This window comes from Carboxylicivirga caseinilyticus (genome assembly GCF_050589785.1).
Taxonomy (GTDB): Bacteria; Bacteroidota; Bacteroidia; order Bacteroidales; family Marinilabiliaceae; genus Carboxylicivirga; species Carboxylicivirga caseinilyticus.
Window position 1 is genome coordinate 49573 of sequence record NZ_JBNGOX010000002.1, and the last position, 20725, is coordinate 70297.

At 36.6% G+C, this 20725-nt stretch carries 19 protein-coding genes; 12 read left to right on the top strand and 7 right to left on the bottom strand.

Features of this window, described 5'->3' with window-relative positions:
- Nucleotides 1-54 precede the first annotated feature (54 nt).
- The 3 genes from dprA to ACRD62_RS01370 form a co-directional block, all read right to left on the bottom strand.
- Nucleotides 55-1161, bottom strand: a complete 1107-nt coding sequence (dprA, locus tag ACRD62_RS01360) for a DNA-processing protein DprA (protein WP_430818322.1) — start codon at nt 1159-1161, stop codon at nt 55-57.
- Between the two features lie 160 nt (nt 1162-1321).
- On the bottom strand, nt 1322-1915 hold the full coding sequence (locus tag ACRD62_RS01365; protein ID WP_430818323.1) for an outer membrane beta-barrel protein: 594 nt from the start codon (nt 1913-1915) through the stop codon (nt 1322-1324).
- Nucleotides 1916-1917: 2 nt separating this feature from the next.
- On the bottom strand, nt 1918-2385 hold the full coding sequence (locus ACRD62_RS01370; RefSeq protein WP_430818324.1) for a hypothetical protein: 468 nt from the start codon (nt 2383-2385) through the stop codon (nt 1918-1920).
- A 152-nt stretch (nt 2386-2537) separates the two neighbouring features.
- Between ACRD62_RS01370 and aroB the strand changes: the two genes are divergently transcribed.
- Nucleotides 2538-3608, top strand: coding sequence for a 3-dehydroquinate synthase (gene aroB / locus ACRD62_RS01375; protein ID WP_430818325.1), 1071 nt, complete (start codon nt 2538-2540; stop codon nt 3606-3608).
- A gap of 8 nt (nt 3609-3616) precedes the next feature.
- A complete protein-coding gene (locus ACRD62_RS01380) occupies nt 3617-4840 on the top strand; it encodes a 3-phosphoshikimate 1-carboxyvinyltransferase (protein ID WP_430818326.1) in 1224 nt (407 codons plus the stop codon).
- A gap of 87 nt (nt 4841-4927) precedes the next feature.
- On the opposite strand, the gene ACRD62_RS01385 is transcribed toward ACRD62_RS01380, so the two are convergent.
- Nucleotides 4928-6808: a vWA domain-containing protein gene (locus ACRD62_RS01385; protein WP_430818327.1), complete on the bottom strand. Its 1881-nt coding sequence runs from the start codon at nt 6806-6808 to the stop codon at nt 4928-4930.
- Between the two features lie 109 nt (nt 6809-6917).
- Between ACRD62_RS01385 and ACRD62_RS01390 the strand changes: the two genes are divergently transcribed.
- The 6 genes from ACRD62_RS01390 (at nt 6918) to ACRD62_RS01415 (ending at nt 13891) form a co-directional block, all read left to right on the top strand.
- Complete coding sequence (locus ACRD62_RS01390; protein WP_430818328.1) at nt 6918-7499, top strand: RNA polymerase sigma factor; 582 nt, start codon at nt 6918-6920, stop codon at nt 7497-7499.
- Nucleotides 7496-8827, top strand: a complete 1332-nt coding sequence (locus tag ACRD62_RS01395; protein ID WP_430818329.1) for a carboxypeptidase-like regulatory domain-containing protein — start codon at nt 7496-7498, stop codon at nt 8825-8827. The genes ACRD62_RS01390 and ACRD62_RS01395 overlap by 4 nt, the downstream gene beginning before the upstream one ends.
- A gap of 75 nt (nt 8828-8902) precedes the next feature.
- Nucleotides 8903-9361, top strand: a complete 459-nt coding sequence (locus ACRD62_RS01400; protein ID WP_430818330.1) for a hypothetical protein — start codon at nt 8903-8905, stop codon at nt 9359-9361.
- 100 nt (nt 9362-9461) lie between these two features.
- A complete protein-coding gene (locus tag ACRD62_RS01405; protein WP_430818331.1) occupies nt 9462-10076 on the top strand; it encodes a porin family protein in 615 nt (204 codons plus the stop codon).
- A 112-nt stretch (nt 10077-10188) separates the two neighbouring features.
- Entirely contained in the window at nt 10189-11220 is a 1032-nt protein-coding gene (locus ACRD62_RS01410) for an NAD-dependent epimerase/dehydratase family protein (protein ID WP_430818332.1), read from the top strand.
- A gap of 16 nt (nt 11221-11236) precedes the next feature.
- Nucleotides 11237-13891, top strand: coding sequence for a hypothetical protein (locus tag ACRD62_RS01415; RefSeq protein WP_430818333.1), 2655 nt, complete (start codon nt 11237-11239; stop codon nt 13889-13891).
- A gap of 82 nt (nt 13892-13973) precedes the next feature.
- On the opposite strand, the gene ACRD62_RS01420 is transcribed toward ACRD62_RS01415, so the two are convergent.
- Both ACRD62_RS01420 and ACRD62_RS01425 read right to left on the bottom strand, forming a co-directional pair.
- Entirely contained in the window at nt 13974-14468 is a 495-nt protein-coding gene (locus ACRD62_RS01420) for a hypothetical protein (RefSeq protein WP_430818334.1), read from the bottom strand.
- A 2-nt stretch (nt 14469-14470) separates the two neighbouring features.
- Entirely contained in the window at nt 14471-15376 is a 906-nt protein-coding gene (locus ACRD62_RS01425; RefSeq protein ID WP_430818335.1) for a sialate O-acetylesterase, read from the bottom strand.
- Between the two features lie 195 nt (nt 15377-15571).
- On the opposite strand from ACRD62_RS01425, the gene ACRD62_RS01430 reads away from it, so the two are divergent.
- The gene (locus tag ACRD62_RS01430; RefSeq protein WP_430818336.1) at nt 15572-16051 is read left to right on the top strand and encodes a T9SS type A sorting domain-containing protein; all 480 of its coding nucleotides are present in this window, start codon (nt 15572-15574) and stop codon (nt 16049-16051) included.
- Nucleotides 16048-18273 carry a carbohydrate-binding domain-containing protein gene (locus ACRD62_RS01435; protein ID WP_430818337.1) on the top strand — a complete coding sequence of 742 codons (2226 nt, stop codon included), beginning with the start codon at nt 16048-16050 and terminating at the stop codon, nt 18271-18273. The genes ACRD62_RS01430 and ACRD62_RS01435 overlap by 4 nt, the downstream gene beginning before the upstream one ends.
- Before the next feature lie 53 nt (nt 18274-18326).
- Here ACRD62_RS01435 and ACRD62_RS01440 read toward each other — a convergent pair whose 3' ends face one another.
- Entirely contained in the window at nt 18327-18983 is a 657-nt protein-coding gene (locus ACRD62_RS01440) for a hypothetical protein (protein ID WP_430818338.1), read from the bottom strand.
- Nucleotides 18984-19122: 139 nt separating this feature from the next.
- Here ACRD62_RS01440 and ACRD62_RS01445 point away from each other — a divergent pair, with 139 nt between their 5' ends.
- Both ACRD62_RS01445 and ACRD62_RS01450 read left to right on the top strand, forming a co-directional pair.
- Nucleotides 19123-20061: a sensor histidine kinase gene (locus ACRD62_RS01445; protein ID WP_430818339.1), complete on the top strand. Its 939-nt coding sequence runs from the start codon at nt 19123-19125 to the stop codon at nt 20059-20061.
- Nucleotides 20058-20702, top strand: coding sequence for a response regulator transcription factor (locus ACRD62_RS01450; protein ID WP_430818340.1), 645 nt, complete (start codon nt 20058-20060; stop codon nt 20700-20702). Before ACRD62_RS01445 ends, ACRD62_RS01450 begins: the two co-directional genes overlap by 4 nt.
- Nucleotides 20703-20725 lie beyond the last annotated feature (23 nt).

Sequence of the window (20725 nt, forward strand, 5' to 3'; positions counted from 1 at the left end):
TGCTACCTCTTAACTTTTACAAGTAAACATTCCATAATACATGCACATTTTTCATTAGAGTAACCGAAATGCATTTCCCGGCAAACTTTTTACCATACCTGCAAATTCAAGTGACAACATATTGGCACTCACCTTACTCACTGGCAGGTTACTCGCTAAACTCAGCTCATTAGCTGTCATTTCCTTATTGTTATACAATAAAGTATACAATAACTCTTCTTCACTGTTATTGAATTCATTAAAAATTTTCTTTTGCACCGAATTATGATTTTTATCAACCTCCCATCCCAATGCATTTGCTACATCCTGCGCATCTTCAACTAAACCTGCAATATTTGATTTTATCAGATAATTGCAACCTTTCGCCATTTCATTATTTACACATCCCGGGAAAGCTAATACATCCCTGTTGTATGAACTTGCTATTCGTGCTGTTATAACAGCTCCTCCCTTAATTCCAGACTCCACCACAATTAATGCATCAACCAACCCCGCAACGATTCTGTTACGCCTGACAAAGTTAGGCTTATCAGGATTGGTCTTTGTTAAGAATTCGGTTATTAGGCCTCCCTGTCCAATCATTTGAGCTGCGGTATTTCTATGCAATGATGGATAAATCCGGTCCAATCCATGCGCCAACACACCATATGTTGCAACACTATTCTTCAATGCTGATTGATGAGCACAAACATCTATACCATAAGCCAAACCACTCACAATAACTAAATCAGGGTAATTAACAGCCAAACCACTAACGAGTTTCTCACAGTTAATTTTAGCATCCTCTGAGGACTGACGAGTTCCAACAATTCCAATGACCTTTCTGGAATCAAGTTTATTCTGCCCTTTCAGAAAGATCATCAATGGAGCATCATCACAGTAATTTAAACGGGAAGGAAATTCGGGACTTGTAAAAAACAAAGGCTGAATCTGGTGTTGAAGAATAAATTCGATTTCTTCTTCTGCCCGCTCCAGCACATCCGCACTTTTTATTGATTTTGCTACCACAGAACCTATGCCGGGAATCTTGGATAAAGAACGCTCACTTTGTTTGAATACTTCTTCAACCTCGCCCACATATGCAACAAGGTTACGAGCCAATTTGGGTCCTATTCCTTTAACCAGGCTTAGGGCAATTTGATATTTCAGTAGTTCGGTCAAGTTAGAAATCAATAGGTTGCCTAAAGTTACCTATTAATCACCAAGTTGCCAATTTAAAAATAGTTTTTTTACAGGTAAATAATTACTGGTTCTCAGTTGTTGGATACTTAACAGGATAATAACTTCTTCCTTCCATTCATTTATCAAGTGATTAGTATATTTATAAACGCAAGGTAAGTCCTGTTGTGACCAATCCTAAATTAGCTTTGCCAACTTCCAGAAGCATCGAAACATCATCAGTAACAAAATAACGAACACCAACAGCTGGTCTCAACTTTAGCTTTAATTCTTTATCATTAAAATTTTCATAAATCTCCAACTCATCATTCCAAACATCTGTTTCTTTTTTGGACGACCATTCAAACATCACTCCCCCTGTTACATAAAAATCCCAATCACCCAGAAAAACAGAATAATTCGTCCATTTCTCTATCCACCCGGCAAAATGAACGGATGCTAATCCTCCTAAAACAACCTTGCCGTATTTATGAAGATTGGTAGAAATAGTGTCATTTTTATATTTATCCCGATTAAAACCAAACATTCCCCCAACACTTAAAAAATCATTTAATCCATATTCAACAGCCATCGAAACAGGAGGAATCTTTGAAATACTGTATCCATCCCAATCATTCTTATCACTGTAATCAGCAAACGAAATTTTTGGACTTACATACCAATCTGCTTTTTTATACTGGGCACTAATCGAGGTAGTAAAAAGTAATAACAGAAGAAAAAGAAATATTTTGGGCATAACTACTTTACTTTATTGATGAAATCAATATACTTTTTTAATTCATTAATTTGTGTTTTGTCGCAAGCTGCAATACCAACAGATGGAAATATGGCATGTCGGCCCTGTATGCTTCCTTCTATCTTCAAACTACGCCCCAAGCCACCAAGTCCCATCGAGAGTTTAATTTTCTTTACTTTCTCAACAGGAATCAGAATTCGTTTATATTGCCTGCCAAATGGAAAAAGCCTGTAAAACTTAATATCTATCTTATCAGCAGTCAATTCAACATCTACATAATAGAAACCACCAAAATAATAAACAGCTATTGCAACCAGAAGTAGCCCCCATAATATTAGCTCTAATGTAATGTTTCTGGGTTCTATAAACAGATAGTTCCCGGCCACTAAACCTAAGGCAATCAAAACCATCAGAGCCAGAATCATGCCTCGGGGACCCACTTGCTTCTTATTATTAAATTTTATAGTCATTAATCTAATTGTTATTATTCATCAAAGTCATAATTCGTAAGAAATATCTACCAATTAATAATGAATTATTATAAAATCCTAATCGTATCTAAAAACCTATTCCTAATTCCCAAAATTAACTATTTTTGCAATTGAATATTTAAAACTGATCAATGTTTCCGCTATTATCAAAAGAGTCGAATGTATTTATAGTAGATGATCTGACAACAGACATTGAGCATCTTATATCAAATTTTCCAGAAGAGAAAGTCTTCCTTCTATCAGATAAAGAGTCATATAAACACTGTTTCCATAAAATTGAAAAAGTAAAAGGCCTTAGTCCTGAACGTACTGTTATTATTGCCGACGGCGATAACAACAAAGGACTTGCTGCCGTTGAGGAGGTATGGAAATTACTAAGTGATGGCGGTGCCGACAGGAAATCGCTATTATTAACTTTAGGGGGTGGAATGCCTTGTGATTTAGGTGGGTTTGCCGCTTCAACTTTTAAGAGAGGAATTAAATTTATTAATATTCCAACAACTCTTTTATCACAGGTTGATGCTTCAATCGGAGGGAAAACAGGTATTAATTTTGCTGGTCTTAAAAATGAAATTGGGGTATTTAATCATGCCACAGCCGTATTGATCGACACCAGCTTTTTTGAAACCCTTGATAAGCCAAATATTATTTCGGGTTTTGCCGAGATGATTAAGCATGCTTTCATCTACTCTGCCGAAGAATGGGAGAAACTAAAAAGTTTCGATATTAAAAATCCTGATTTGGATAAGCTGAAAGAATTGGTGGCTGATTCGATCCGCATCAAAGATTATTTTGTACAGAATGATCCTACCGAACACCATATTCGTAAAGCATTGAATTTCGGACATACCTACGGACATGCATTTGAAAGTATGGCCTTGTACGAAGACAGGCCATTACTTCATGGTTATGCAGTAGCATTTGGTATGATTTGCGAACTATATCTGTCGCATACCCGTTTAGGATTTCCAATGCCTTTGGTATTAGAATTAGCTGAACGATTGGAAGACATTTACGGACACTTCGACTTTTCAACAGATAAGTACGATGAGTTATACAGGCTGATGACACATGACAAGAAGAATGAAGGCAATAAAATCAATTTTACCTTGCTCGAAGAAATCGGTAAGATTCAGATAAATTGCCAGGCAAGCCAGAAAGAGGTTTATGATGCCTTGTACTTTTACAACAATTTCAAATAAAACTTAAAATGCAATATACGCTTCAGTTTGAGAAAAAGACAGACAGTGTGCAAATACAACTGCCTGCTTCTAAAAGCATAAGCAACCGGTTATTATTATTAAACGCATTAAGCTACAGTCCTTTCGAAATCAAAAACCTATCTGATAGCGATGACACAAAAGTGATGCTAAACGTGTTAAATTCTGATACTTCAACTTTTGATGTGGGTGCTGCCGGAACATCGATGCGTTTTCTTACAGCGTTTTTATCTAAAATTGTTGGTGAGTGGACCATCACAGGTTCTTCACGCATGAAACAACGCCCCATTAAAATTTTGGTTGATGCTTTAACTCAACTAGGAGCCAGAATAGAATACATCGAGAATGAAGGATTTCCTCCCTTAAAAATATTTGGTTGCGCTTTAAAAGGTGGTGAACTAGAATTACCGGGTGATATCAGCAGTCAGTATATCTCGGCATTGATGATGATAGCTCCAACTATAGAAAATGGTTTAACATTAAAACTGACGGGAGATATAATTTCAAGGCCTTACCTGAATATGACGTTGGCTTTAATGAAAGAATTTGGTGTTACAGGTACATGGAAAGGTAATTCAATCATCATTCCGGAAGCCAGTTATAAAGCTGTTCAAACAAGTGTAGAATCGGACTGGAGTGCTGCCAGCTATTGGTACGAAATTGCTGCCATAAATCCTGAATTGAGTGTCACTTTAAAAGGATTAAAGCGATACAGTCTGCAGGGTGATTCGAATGTTCAGAAAATATATAAAGAGTTGGGTATTGAAACCAAATTCTCACAAAAAGGAGTAAATCTGGTTAATACTGGTAAAAAGTGCAGAAAACTAAATTACGATTTTATTAATGAGCCTGATCTGGCTCAAACAGTTGCCGTTACCTGCTGTCTGATGAATGTTCCTTTCCATTTTACAGGGCTGCAAACATTAAAGATTAAAGAAACTGATCGTATCTCAGCTTTGATCAACGAATTAGGCAAGATGGGTTATCTGCTTGAATCAAATCAAAAAGACAACCTGATTTGGAGCGGAGATAAAAAAGACGTAAGCGGAACCATTGAAATCGACACCTATAAAGACCATCGTATGGCAATGGCCTTTGCACCAGCTTCATTTACCGGTGTAAAAATATCTGTAAATGATCCAATGGTGGTTACCAAATCTTATCCTCACTATTGGGAGGATTTAAAATTGGTTGGTATTACTTCTGCTGAATAGATCGCACTAAAAAAATTAAAACGGGATAGCATCTTAAATGAATTTTTCAAATAGGATGCGATCCCGTTTTTTTAGCTTATCTAAATATTATTCCTCCAAAGCAACCTGTTTACTTAATGAATCAGCCGTTTTAATTAGTCGTACCATCTCAGCTTTAAAACCATCTTCATCTTCACCACGGGCCTCTTTAGCAATATCTTGAATTGAATCATAATTCATGTCACCAATATATTTAGAGTCACTTAACCTCATTCCAAAAGCAGCAACTGATGCCGCAAATCGAAAATCATGACTGGCCTTTTTAAATTCATCAACTGTTCCTTTTACAGCAAATACCATTAAGGTACTTTTGTTTTCATCAGGTTTTTTATACCTCAATTTCAATGTCAGCCATTCATTGCTTGTATCATTAGTTCGATGAACCAGCTTTTTCTGATATTTTAAATCATCCACCGTTTTAATCCACACTTCAGCATCCTCAGCTCCCTGCGGAATAATTTCATATAGTGCGGTTACTGTATGACCAGCTCCAATCTCTCCGGCATCTTTGGTATCATCATTAAAATCTTCTTTATTCAACAATCGGTTTTCGTAACCAATCAAACGATAAGCCAGTACCTTTTGAGGATTAAACTCAATCTGAAATTTCACATCCTTGGCAATGGTAAAAAGGGTTCCGCCAAATTCACTTACCAGAGTCTTCTGAGCTTCCTGAAGGTTATCGATATAGGCATAATTACCATTGCCTTTATCTGCAATTATCTCCATTCGATCATCTTTATAATTGCCCATTCCAAAACCCAGCACTGTCATAAATATGCCATTCTCTTTTTCCTGCGATACCAACTCTTCCATTGAGGCATTTGAACTCTCTCCCACATTAAAATCACCGTCAGTGGCCAGAATAATTCTGTTATTTCCGCCTTTTATCAAATGCTCCTTAGCTGTTTTATAAGCAAGCATCAATCCTGCTCCACCTGCAGTTGAACCTCCGGCCTGCAATCGGTCCAATGCATCCAGTATGGTCTTTTTATTTTTACCGGAAGTTGGCTCCAACACTAAACCTGCAGCTCCGGCATACACCACAATCGACACATAATCTTCATCTCTCAATTCATTAACCAGCAATCGGAATGATGATTTTAAAAGAGGTAATTTATTACTGGAATTCATTGAACCCGAAACATCAATCAGAAATACCAGATTGGATGCAGGTAGATTTTCTTTGTCAATCTCCATTCCTTTCAAACCCACTTTCAATAGGTAATGATCATTATTCCAAGGACAAACAGCCATTTCAGAACCAACAGAAAAAGGGTGTTCATCATCAGGCAATTCGTAATCATAATTAAAGTAATTTATCATCTCTTCCACTCTAACAGATCCTTCAGGAGGTAGCTGTCCCTGATTCAAGAATCGACGAACATTGGTATAACTGGCCCGGTCAACATCAACCGAAAAAGTAGAAAGCGGCTCATCGGTTACCTGTTTATAGCCATTTTCACTTACCGAAGCATAACTTTCGGTATTAAACTCTTTGTCATAGGCAATATGGTTAGCATAACCACGGATCATCACACCGGATGTGTTGCCTTTTAAACTATTTGAAATCGCTCCTGTTATGGAACGCTTTTGCCGTACACCATACCCAACAACCACACATTCTTCAATAGCCACCTGGTTATTCTTCATCACCACATTGATAACCTTTTTGCCTTTCACTGCAATTTGTTCTTCTTTCATACCAACAAAAGAAAAGACGAGTACATCTGAATCTGAATTAACAGTGATCTTATAATCACCATATGCATCTGTTATGACTCCGGTTTGTGTACCTTTTATTAACACACTCACGCCAGGTATCTCTGCTCCTGTTTCATCAGTTACCTTACCTGTAATTACTTGCTGAGCTATTAACTGAAAACTCATCAAAGCAAATATCATTGATATTAAAGCAATTCGTTTCATAGTATTTATATTTTATGGTTCTACATTCTGACAATAGGATGCAGCCCATTTATTTATTCCATAAAAAATTTTGATATTTTTTCTACTTTTAGAGCATTCTAATAGATCTATGATTCAAAATTTCTTCAAAATCAAACCATTAAGCGATGATCTTTTGCTAAAGAAATTTCAGGAAACTCAAAATCTTGATTTTCTTGGGCAACTTTATGAAAGGTACATGCACCTGGTTTATGGGGTATGTTTAAAATATTTGAAGAATAAAGAAGAGGCCCAGGATGCTGTTATGGGTATTTTTGAAAAACTTAACAAAGAAATTCCCGGAAAAGAAATAAATGATTTTAAGCCCTGGCTGTATGTTGTAGCTAAGAATTATTGCCTGATGCAACTGAGAAAAGAACAAAGCCTTAAAAAGAATTCATCTGAATATGAAAAAAGTGAACTTCTTTTTATGGAAACAGAGGAACCTTTGCATCATACTAATAACTGGGAGCCGGATGCTATGGATATCCGACTGAAAGAGTGCCTTGAAAAATTAAAAGACAGGCAGAGAAGTTGCATTGAATTATTTTATTTTAATGAACTTTGTTATAAGGAAATAAGTGAAAAACTAACACTTGACGTTAAGAAAGTAAAAAGTTATATACAGAATGGAAAACGTAATTTAAAGAATTGCATTGAGTCAAAAGCATGAATAAGTTAAACGGACATAATATGATAACAGGTTTGTCATCATTCTTCCAATATTTGAAAGGAAAAATGAATGCCCGTGATGAGCATGCTTTTGAACGCCATTTATTAAATGATCCATTTGAATCTGATGCTCTGGATGGGTTTAAAAACTTTAAAGAAGAAGATCTGACTAAAGATTTAGCTTTTCTAAAATCTAAAATCCAGAAAGATAAAGGTGGTATTGTCAGGTTTATCAATCGAAAGTCAGTGGCTGTTGCTGCTTCTGTTATTGTTATACTTGGACTTCTTTCTGTTTTACTATTATTACAACCCAAACAACCTCAATTAGTTTCGCAAAAAATTGAACCCGTTATTCAACAAGAAAAATCTTCGCCAGACAAACAAGATCAATTGGATCAGCCAAATACTGAAGCTCTGCAAGAAGAGGATAGAATTGTTGTTGAACCAGAAGAAAAAGTACTTGCTGATAAGGTTACGCTAGCTGATGCAGAACCTGAACTGGCAGACGAAAGCGAATCTATTGAAAAGCTTCCCTCTGTTCAAGCTTCTAAAAGTAAGGTTCAATTGGCATCATCAAAAAAAGCTAAAATCAATTCTTTCAATGTTGAACCACAATCTTTTATTGAATCAAATCAACGAAGAACTGAATCTGACAGTGGCAACAACCATTTATCTGGAACATTAAAAGGAGAAGAATTTATTGGTGGAGGTACTGGTCAAATTGATATGGTTACCATACAGGGTAAAGTCAAAGACAAATATCAACACCCGGTAGCTGGTGCCAACATCCAGGTCAAAGGCACTTCACATGCTACTTTATCAAATGCGGATGGTAGTTATCGACTAAAATTTCCGATAAACGATACAGCCCAACCTGTTACAGCTTCATTTTTGGGCTATGTTCCATCTGAAATAGCGCAGAATAACAACGACACCATTGATTTTACGCTCAATGAAGAATTCTTTGCTCTAAGTGAAATTCAAACGATCAGTCCCAAAGAAGAAAAACCTGCACAAACAGAGGACTTTGTTCCTGCTGAACCTGAAATTGATATGGATGAATATCTGGATGAATTACTAAAAGAAATGCGCTACCCTGAGGATGGCAGCGGCAAAAAAGAAATCGTTGTAGCCCTGGTAGTTATATCTGATGATGGAGATATAAAAGACATTAATATAAAACGATCACCGGGACATGCATATTCCATTGAGGCTATACGAATTATTAAAAATGGTCCATTATGGAAACCAGCCTATCAGTTTGGAGTACCCGTTCAGGACGAAGTAAAGGTGAAAATCCAGTTTATTCCTCTAGTAGAGAACGAATAGCTGTTTTGGTTATTATCCCGGGTTGTTTTAATATTTCGCACAAGCCATTATCTTTGAATAATTCAAACACCTATAATGAGTGGAATTAATATAAAGCAGCACTACCTGTACAAAGCTCTGATAATTTGGCTTGTGTTTTCACAATGCAGTACCAGCGATCCGCTAATTACTTCAACTTTTTTACTCGAAGACAAATGGTTACTAACTGAGGTTGTAGCACCAGATTATCCGTTTCCGCTAGATCAGGACACCAATGACATCAGTCTGTCTTTCCCAAAAACAGAGGAGTATGAATTATACTTATCTGAGAAAAGTTGTAATGGTGAATATATTGCCAGTCAGGATGGCGAAATTGAATTCACCAGAACCAATTGTTCAACAGACTGTTGTGTTTCGGAGTGGGATCATTACTTTTTAACCTTGTTGAATAAATCAACACAATTCAAGGCAACTGACGGAGAGTCACTTAAGCTCATCATTAATGAAGATAATTATCTGATCTTTGATTTCGAGAACAAAACCTTAACGAACTAAAAAATTTGATTGTTACATTTTTTTATACGTGTAAACATTTTTTAATTTGTCATAAATTTGAAACTTTGAATTCTAATAAATTCATAAAAACCTAATTATAATGAAAAAGCTAATTGTGATAGTAGCCTTAATAGGCATCGTTTTTACTTTGAACGCACAGGACAGGATTGCAGTTGGATTAAAGGCAGGATTTAACTCTACCAAAATAAAAATATCTGATTTCACATCGAGCGATAATCTTGATGACATAAAAAACAATGCAAAAAGTGGCTTCTTATTCGGAGCATATGGAAAAGTTAGATTAATTGGCTCTTTATCATTTCAGCCTGAATTGTATTATGCAAAAAAGACATCTGAATTAAAAGCATATTACAACGGGGGATTTGATGTTAGCCAAAATGATTTCCATACATGGGACATCCCTTTGCTAGCTAATCTTCAGCTATTAGATTTATCTGTTATTAAAGTTTATGGAGTTGCCGGACCGGTTGCCTCGTTTATTGCCAAAACAAAAACAGATATTCCTGAGCTGGATGAATACAAAAAAGCAAACTGGACTTTCCAGGCAGGAGCTGGTGTTCAAATCTGGCGTTTAACTGCTGATGTACGCTATGAGTGGGGTTTATCTGATATTTCAGATTTAGCTGATTACAATATCGGTCAGAAAACTGATGTATTGACATTCTCTGTAGGTTACAGATTATTCGGTTTATAAAAATATTACCCAAATCTTATATGAAAGTGGCCGGTTTCCGATTGGAGCCGGCCACTTTCATTTTCTGTTGTAAAAGGAAAAGAGTAATTTAACCTTTCTAATAAATGCAGACATGGATACAATTTTAGTAACAGGAGGTACTGGATATGTAGGATCCTGGATAGTAAAAGGGCTGCTTGACAAAGCATATACCGTTAGATTAACCGTTAGAGATAAAAACAACGAAGCCAAATACGAAAACCTAAGACAGATAGCCCTTACAACCAAAGGCAAACTTGAAATATGGGAAGCTGATCTGCTTGAAGAGGGTTCCTTCGATGATGCAGCTTTGGGTTGCGATGCAATTATCCATGTTGCTTCTCCTTTCACGTTAAGATTTAAAGATGCTCAACGAGATTTGATTGATCCTGCCATTAAAGGTACACGTAATGTATTGTTTGCTGCAAGCAAAGCAGGTACTGTCAAAAAAGTAGTACTTACATCCAGTGTAGCAGCTATTCATGGCGACACCATCGATATGCAGGAACAAGGTCTCGACGAATTTACTGAAGAACAATTCAATGGTTCCAGCTCGTTAACACATCAACCTTACTCTTTCTCTAAGGTTTCGGCAGAAAAAGAAGCCTGGAAGATTGCAGAAAGTCAGGATGAATGGAAATTGTTTGTTATCAATCCATCTTTTGTTATGGGACCTTCATTAAGCAGTTTATCCGATTCTGAGAGTCTGAGTTTTATGAAGGATATTCTTTCCGGAAAATTTGCCATGGGTGCACCGGCTATCATGTTTGGTTTTGTTGATGTTCGTGATGTGGCCAAGGCACACATTCTTGCTTTAGAGAATGAAAAGAGTGAAGGTCGGCATTTGTTAGCCGAACGAACTATTGATGTTTTGGATTATATTAAGTTGATAGAAAAAGCTTTTCCAGGCAAATTTAAACTTCCAACGAAACATGCGGCAAAGTTTTTGTTATTGATGACAGGTTGGATGTTTAAACTAAGTAGCAAATTTATCAAACGTAATGTTGGATTTCCGCTCAGTTTGAATTCAACCAAAAGTCGTGAAGCATTAGGTTTGGAATACATTCCTTTGGAACAAACCGTTAAAGACATGGTGGTACAAATGCTTGACGATAAACTGATTTAATCTAAAAACAGTAGCTATGAAAAACTATCTTTTCCTCTTTCTTATAACAGTAAGCTTGTCAACCTTTTCGCAAGTAAAACAAGATGATCCGTTTAAAAGAATGGATGAAGAATATAAAGCTCTTATGGATCGGATGAACCAGGATTACGAGAAGAAAATGGAACGAATGCAGAAAGAGTATGAGGATCGCCTCGAAAAGATGAATAAAGCTTTTGAAAGTTATCTAAAAAAAGGCTTTACTGAAGTTGAGCAGATTGAAAATGAAGAAAAAATAGCTGAAGTTCCAAAGCCTATTGATCAACCTGCATTTGAACCAGTTGTTGATGAACCCAAAGAGGTGGTTGAAGAACCTGAGCCCATCATCATACCGGCACCGGTAAAACCCGATATTGTACTGAATGAAACATCTGCTATATCCATTACCCCAATGTTGCAACTACCAGCTGATGCCGATTCTTATACGCAAAATATAAATGTCGACTTTTTTGGTTCCAATGCCGCTTTAAAGATTGACAACCGAATGAAATCCCTGGCGTTAAAATCAGTAAAACCTCAAAGTTTTGCTCAATACTGGGAAGATTTCACTCAAACCTATTACGCAGTTTATATTGAATCAATGGTGGCCTATGCTGAATCGAAAAACCTCAACGACTGGGGTGTTTATCAACTCGTACAGAATACGTCCAAACAATTATTTCAAGCGTCTAATAACAAAGAAATGTGGACATGGGCAATTCTGAATCAGGCTGGTTACCAGGCAAAAATTGGCTATACTAATCAAACGGTTTGTTTATTATTACCTTTTATGCAACAGATCTATGAAAAGCCCTATTACAACATTAATGGAGATAATTTTTATCTTCTGAACACAAAGGTTAATGCCAAAAATATTTATACCTATACCGAGAGTTTTGGTGGAGCTACAAGAAAAATAGACCTGCATCTTCCATTTAGCCTGAACTTTAACGATCCATCAAATACAGTTACCCGAAAAACAAAGTTACCGGGTTCAGATGAAGCTATCAATCTGCAGCTTGACAAAACGATTATTGCCTTCCTGAACAGTTTTCCACAAACCGACAACTCAGTTTACCTCAACGCAGCCATGTCGGGAAGCCTAAAAGAAGCTTTATTTGAAGAATTAAAACCAAAGGTAGAAGGTAAATCGGAAACGGAAGCAGTGACTTACTTATTGAGCTATCTCCATAACTCATTCGAATACAAAACAGACCGTGATCAGTTTAATTACGAAAAGATGTTCTTTCCTGATGAGATGTTTTATTATCCTTATTCCGATTGTGAGGACAGGGCTGTTTTATTTACACGACTGGTAAATGATTTGCTGGGTATGGATGTGGTGGCTCTAACTTACTTCAGTCATATGGCTGCCGCTACGGCTTTCAGTACTCCGATTGAAGGATACTCAGTGATGGTTGACGGACGTAAATATACCATTACCGATCCAACCTATATCAACGCCCCAATTGGTGCTGTGATGCCTGAATATGAGAAATACAAACCACTGGCTATCAGAATCAATAATGACAGCAGATCAAACAACATGTGGCAAATGATTGCCAGATCGCTTGAACAAGGTAATGAAGGCAAAGTGTTTATCTCAGACAGAAAAATGGCCCAGAATGGTAATTACCTTTTGTCTGGTTGGTTTAACAATCAGATAAATATTGGAGGACAAAGCTATCAGGCTTATGGAGGAACACGTGATTTATGGTATGCTGCCTTTAACGGCGGAGGCGACCTTCAATGGTTTTTACCGGTAAACTGCACCGACAATGCATTTAGTCAGGCATTTAATGTTGGTAAAGAAGGTAATATTTATTCGTTGATTAGTTATTCAGGTACTGTAAGTCTTAGCCAACGACGTTTGGCCCGAAGTGAGCAACCGGCGCATTTAATTTTAGGCTTATCTGACAAAGCCTATCCTGTGCTTAGCGACAACATTGATTTTGAAGTCCCCGAAGGTAAAAAACTAGCTTTCTATGGTAAATATAAAGCTGATGGCACCCGAATTGATTTGCTGTCCTTCCCAACTGAGAAAGTAACTTTCGACTCACAAATTACAGTCGATTCAAACGACGAAGTGGTAGTTCGCGGAGTTGTAGGTGAAATAGAAGGTTTTACCAAAGAAGTACCCATTCTTCTTGCAAGTGCCTCATTCAGTGCCGAAGACCAGATAGAAAGTTACATGAAGACTTTCGCCGATCAGAACTACAACAAGCATATGATTGCCTTATTCAGTGCTCTCAAACTACTGTCGCTAAATGGAGGAAGAATGTCGGGCATGACGGTTCGTAACCTGCTGAATAAAAACAATCCGGAATTTTATAAACGAAATCCTAAGATTTATGAAGGACTGCTACGCATGCAGTTTGTTGTTAATGATGCTGGTGTAATAAAGGTAGAGACCTACAAAGGAGATAACATCTCGCTTTTTTCAATGAAGATTAAAAACAACAGCAATCTGCAGATTATCCAGCCAACAGAAGATAAATACGAGGTTAAATTCCTAAACGGAGTTCAGGTTGGTAAAGCCGTTGTATGGTATGATCTTAACTCAATAAGTATGGATGGAACTAGTGGTGATTTGGTTTTCGACTATGATAAAGACCACGCTAAAAAAACAGTCAACATTAAGGAAATTGTAGACTAAATAAAAATATAAGGATCGAATCTCCATTAGCTAAAACACTATTAAAGATTCGATCCATTAACTTTCTCAGGTTTTGATATTTTTAAAATTTCAATTCTTTTTCTATTTGTAATATCAACCGGTCCTTTTTTTCTTCAGCTTCTTTTGAAATTCTGATTGCTTTCTCATTACTTTTATTTATCCTGATCAACGGAAGAAATTGAAAAAATGCAATCCAATACATCTGGGCAATTGAAATGCCGAATAACTCAATATTGATGACCTTTCCTGCTATCACAAGCATCCCTGCAGTAATAACAAAAAGAATAATCCTTAGAGTAATTTCACTCACAACATTTTCTCGAATTATTTTCCGTGGATTCGTATGATATTTTTTATCAAAAGCATGTTGAAGACTTTCTTTCAAACTCAATTTAACTTTAATAAGCTTATTTAGATCAAATCCCCTTTCAAAAAGAAGATTTCCTGCATACAACTGAGGCTCAATATTAATACGATTTGTATCCCTAAATAGGTCAAATAATTCATTTGATGAGCATGTATCCAGTTTTCGTTTCCAATCAAGCATTCTAATCATGACTATTCCATCAACTTATACATTTTATCGGCAACACATTTACCAAAATCAATATAGTCTTTGCTCTGATAATGCCAGGGATCGGAATAATGATAATACTTGGTTTCTCTAACAATTTCAGCTTTGTTATCTTTACGTACATAATCTTCCTGAGCCTGGCGAACCAGATCACCGTAAGGCCATACGATTCCTCTCTTATGATTCCACGAATCAGTAATTTTACCAATCACAACAGGGAGATCATCTGTACGGAAAGCAGCTCTTATCATATCCATCAGTCGCTTTAAACTGGCCTCGTAACGCTCAGCAATTTCCACTGTTTTATCGGCATCACTCTCTCCCTGCATCCAGGCAATTCCGCAAGGAATTAAAACGTCCTCTTTACCGTCACTATTAATATCTGTTTGGGATAAAGCTCCATTAATGGTTTTCAAAAAATAGTCCCATTGATTAATTCCACCTTTTCCCTGGTAATCAGGCTCCCAGCAACCAAAATTACCGCCAGCCAGGCTATCAATAGAACTTCCTCCCCGGGCATATTTAATAATTGCAATCTTTTCATTTGGATAAAGCTGTTTTAAGCGATATGCAAAACTCAGCTCCAAACCAAACCGATCGCTCAACATATTTTTTGTACCATCCGATTTAAAACCTGTTCCATGGCCTGGCTTGAGCAGTTCCCAAATACCTAAACCTCCATTTTCATTTCCATCGCCAACCGGATTACCATGAAATATCCAGACATCATCCAAGGTATTCAATAAACTGTCTGGCAAGTCCTTGTTATAACCATAGCCTTCCATATTGGACTGACCTCCCAAATAAAACAATTTAAATTCTTCTCCTTTTTTCTTAGCGAAACCCGAAACAGTTAAAAGTGATAAGAGAAATACAATTCCAATCTTCATAGTATATTTTGTTTATTTTAAGTTCTATCTAAAAATTTACCTGCTTAATACGAATTTAGATATTGTTTATCAATCTGTAAAAGAATCCCATTTTCATTTTCAATAATTATATTGTACTTTAGCCAAACACCTTCGTATTCTAATGCCCTCAATCTGTTCTTTTTTGAGGAATATCGTAATACCAAATTCTATAAAATGAAATGTACATTAAAATGTAGCGTTATGTTCGCTATGTTCTTGATTGGGTCTAATCTTTGGAGCCAGTCAATAAGCATTAAACATTCAGACGGATCCAGCACTGAATTTGAAATTAGTAATCTGAAAAGCATTGTTTTTACCAACAACAATCTGCTATTCAATAAAACAGAAGGTGCTTCTAACTATTACAGTATTTTTTATACTCAACAGTTATTTTTTGATGCCTCAACTGCGGTTGATAAGAATCCTTCCTTGGATGATAAAATTAGTGTCTATCCTAATCCGGCCAGCAGTTTTATCAACCTTCTTATGAACGAAGTAACAGAAGGAAAAATTTCTGTTTATTCTATCACAGGAGAGTTAATTAAACGAACCGATATCGAAGGATTAAATACTGCCATCGACATCAGTTCCTTACCTAATGGCATCTATCTTCTTCAAGTTAATAACCAAACCATCAAATTCATCAAGCAATGAAAAAAATACTTTTACTCATCTGTATTTTAAGCCTTGGTGCGTTTGTCAAGGCCCAGCAATATATCCACTTTTACAACCAGAATACACCTGAAACATATGAACTGTTTGAATCGGACAGTATGTATTTCAGTAACGACCAAAGTACGCTATACTTCATTAACAATGGTACCGTTATTTCGAAAATTACTTCAGATATTGACAGTATCTCCTTTACCCGCAATAACAGTTATAATATCTATATAAACTATGATGGTTCGAGTGTAAGCATCATCAATCCATTGGCCGACCAAGGGGTAAGCATCACCACCGAAGGAGCCTATGTTACCGTAAGCTCAACAATGGATACAAAGGATATTAACTATATCTGTTCAGGCACAACAAGCAATGGTATGCTTAAAGTATATTCTTTGAAGCGTTTCAATATCCTGCTTAATGGCGTCAACATTACCAATCCTGTTGGTCCGGCTATAAATATTCAAACAGATACAAAAGCAACCATACATCTTGTTGCAGGCACCAGTAATTTTCTGGCTGATGGTGCAACCTACAACGATCCGGTTATTACAGAAGGTGAAGAAGAAGATCAGAAAGCGGCCCTGTTTAGTGAAGCCAAATTGGTTTTTATCGGTGGTGGATCATTGGATGTAACCGGATACGGAGAGGACCAACATGCCATTCGTTCGGATGATGAGATCATCATTAACGAAGGAAACATAAACGTTATCAGTAGTGTGAAGGATGGTATTCATGCAGCTGATGGATTTTATATGTATGGTGGTAATCTCGATATTACTGCTTCGGGTGATGGCATTGACGGCGACGAAGGTGTGGTTGAAATTCAAAACGGATCAGTTGTAATTAATAGTTTGGCAGATGATGTTAAAGCAATAGCCTGCGACAGCACTATGTCAATTAGCAATAGCGTTATTGAATTAACCATTCTGGGCGATCAGTCCAAAGGATTAAAAAGTAAACAACCCATGCAACTAATTAACTGTTCCATCACAGGTACCGCAGCCGGAGCCACCGTTTTGGAGGCTTCCGGTTCGGGATATGATCCCTCGTATTGTACTTTTATCAAAAGTGATGACGACCTGATATTAACCGGTACTACCATTGATATTACCACCAAAGGGATGGGATCAAGAGGTATTTCGGGCGATGCAAATGTACTTGTTAATAGTGTTACAATCACTATTGTTTCGAGTGGCAATGGCACAACCTACACCAATGAGGAAGGTGTTAAAGATGCCTACCATGGGTCATGTATGTCAATCGATGGTGATCTGACAATTAATGGCGGCACATTATCATTGTCCAATTCCGGAACCGGAGGAAGAGGAATTTCAGTTGATGGTTCCATTTACTATGGAGATGGTTCAACATCCCCTCAAATGGATGTTACAACTACAGGTTCTTCTATTGTTATTAATCAGTGGCAGGGTGATTATGACGAAGCCAAAGCAATTAAAGCTGATGAATCCATAACCATTAGTAGTGGTATTCTTACTGTTTCAAGTGCTGATGATGGAATAAAAGCTGAAAATTCAGTAATTATAAACGGAGGTTTAACCGACATACAGAAATCTGTTGAAGGTATTGAAGCTCCATACATTACAATTAATGATGGTGAAGTAAGAGTGAAAGCTTCTGATGATTGTTTTAATGCCACCTTTGGTAATGGTGGTGAAGGTGATGATGGAAGTAAACTTTATATCAACAATGGATCTATTTATTTGAGTGGAACAGGAGGTGATGCCTTGGACAGTAACGGAAGCATGGCAATTTCAGGTGGAACCATTTTGGTTCACGGACCACAATCCTCACCAGAAGTTGGAATGGACGTCAACGGAAGTTCTGTCATAACCGGTGGTTTTATCCTGATTTCCGGAACCAACTCGAATATGACCTACAACTTTACCAGTGGATCAACTCAACCTGCTATATTATTTAAAACAAATACAAGATTAAATGCAGGAAGCCTAATTCATCTGGAAGATAGTAACGGGAATGATCTTTTTACTTTTGCTCCAGAAAGAAATTATTACTCAATAATTTTCTCCTCTGATGAATTAAGTACAGGCACAACTTATAAATTGTATACCGGTGGTTCTTATAGTGGCGATGAAAACGATGGATTGTACACTAACGGCAGCTACACCAGCGGATCATTAAGAAAAACCTTTACTATAAGCAGTACAATAAGTACAGTAACCTTTTAGTATTTGGTTTATTTAAACACGTTTACCCGGGTCCACAGGAAGACCCGGGTTTTTTATACCCTGACCTCTTTCTTCCATTGACTATATTCGTGCAGTATTTCAGGCAGACGTTTAAAATTAATGTTACCTGAGAAGGATTTAATGAATTCCGATTCTATTCCATACTGAATTAACAAGTCTCTTATATTTTTTACTTCTTTAGATTTCTCTGCTCTTATCAGGCCTTCTGCTTCCGAATACAAATAATAATCAACATAGGTGTAATACGTATTTGATAATAAACCTTTGTATCCAATATTATATATTCGAATCTTATCCTGATATAACTCAACCGATCCGCTAAACTTCAACAATAAAAAACGATGTTGGTTTCGTTCGCACTTATGCAAGCTTCTTTTATCAAGATTAAAACTTTTATATGCATAAGTCTGCCCTTGAAACTGGAAAGAAAACATTTTTAATTCATCAGCTGCATAGGCTTTCCAGGTGTTTAATCCGGCAGGCCTGAACCAAACCTCATAATGAAGCGTCTCTTTGTCAAATGAATTAAAATATACGGCACCCGAAGCTTCGTTGAACCAGTTCAATCTGACCTCCCCCATTATGGTATCATTATCATTACTTACCACAAATGCCCTTGCATTATAAAAAATAGCATCCGCAGCAACCGGAATAAGAAAAAGCCAAAGAATTACAAAAAAATATTTCACAACAATGCTTATTAGGTTTAGATAATAGTGTTAAGATAATTAAATTTAACTTCATCAAACAAAAGTCATCTCCTTTCTTTCATTCTGAAATACGTTTTAAAACGTATTTCGGGCGATTACACTTTTTGTAAGTTTGCATATGGTTGTTTTAGTGTCATTAAGTATTTCAGTATTATTCCAGTTTGGAGCCTTCTTCATTACTATTAGTCTAATACCAAAGACTAAGTTTAATGTCGCCTGGATTAGCATCTCTATTGGTTTACTTTTGATGGCCTTCAGACGATTAAACGATTTACTTGCCCTGATTTATGGAACTGATCACAGCACGCTCTCTCAGGTGAATAACTGGATAGCCGTTGTGATATCGGCCACAATGTTAATAGCATCCATCTATATCAGAAAAATCTTTGCTCAGTTAAATCATCTTGAAAATATAAGAAAAGACAATGAGTCGAAAGTACTGAGTGCAATATTGCAAACGGAAGAAAAAGAACGGAAGCATTTCTCAAAAGAATTACACGATGGTCTGGGCCCCATATTAAGCTCTATCAAAATGCTTTTGTCAGCGTTAAACACTCCCTTGCTTGATAAGGAAAACAATGAAATTCTGTCAAGAACCGAAACAGCCGTTGATCAAGCTATACAGACAACAAAAGAGATATCAAACTTTTTGAACCCTAAAGTACTTGAACGATTTGGCCTTAAAAAAGCCTTACAAAATTATGTAGATGATATTGAAGCTTCAGGGAAATTAAAGGTCAGGCTTGAGATTAATCTAACTAATGAATTAGCCGATTATAATATATCCCTGATTTTATACCGGGTGTATTGCGAACTCATCAACAACACTCTCAAACATGCAAATGCTAAAACAGCATTCATATCAATGTTTGTTCATCAGCAGAGTGTAATTGCCTTATATGAAGATGATGGTATAGGACTAGACCAAAGTAAAGCCCTTGCAAAAGGTTCAGGTATATTAAATATCAAATCGCGGGTGAAATCGATTAATGGTAGTATTGAATTATCAACCGAACAGGGTAAAGGCATCTACATTAAGATAGAAATACCAATATGAAAGAAAAGGTAAGCATATATTTGGTTGATGATCATATTCTTTTCCGTGAAGGCATACGTTTTTTGTTGGAAAAATGCGATAATGTTACTGCTATCTATGAAGCAAATAATGGTAAAGAGCTATTGGTAAATGTTGAGGAGGTTTCGCCCGATATTATATTAATGGACATTGATATGCCCGAAATGAACGGAATAGAGGCAACTTATAAAACCTTGCAGATTTTACCCGACTGTAAAATTGTGGCCTTATCAATGCATGCCGATGAATGCTTTTATAAAGATATGATAGATGCAGGTGCAAAAGGCTTTTTATTAAAAAACTCCCGTTTTGAAGAACTTCAGAAAGCCATTGAAGAAGTATCAAAAGGTAATAGTTTTTTCTCACCCGAGATTTTGAATTCTATTCTCAAGAATATGAGCAAAGCACATAAACCGGATCGCTCATCAGAACTAACCGAACGCGAAGCTGAAGTATTATTACATATTTGCCAGGGTTTGCAAAATGGTGAAATTGCCGATTTACTATTCTTGAGTAAACGCACTGTTGATAAACATCGCCAAAACATACTGCTTAAAACAGAATCAAGAAATACCGCAGAACTAGTCGTTTATGCCATTAAAAACGGTTACTACAAACTATAAACTACGTTTAAAAGCGTAGTTGA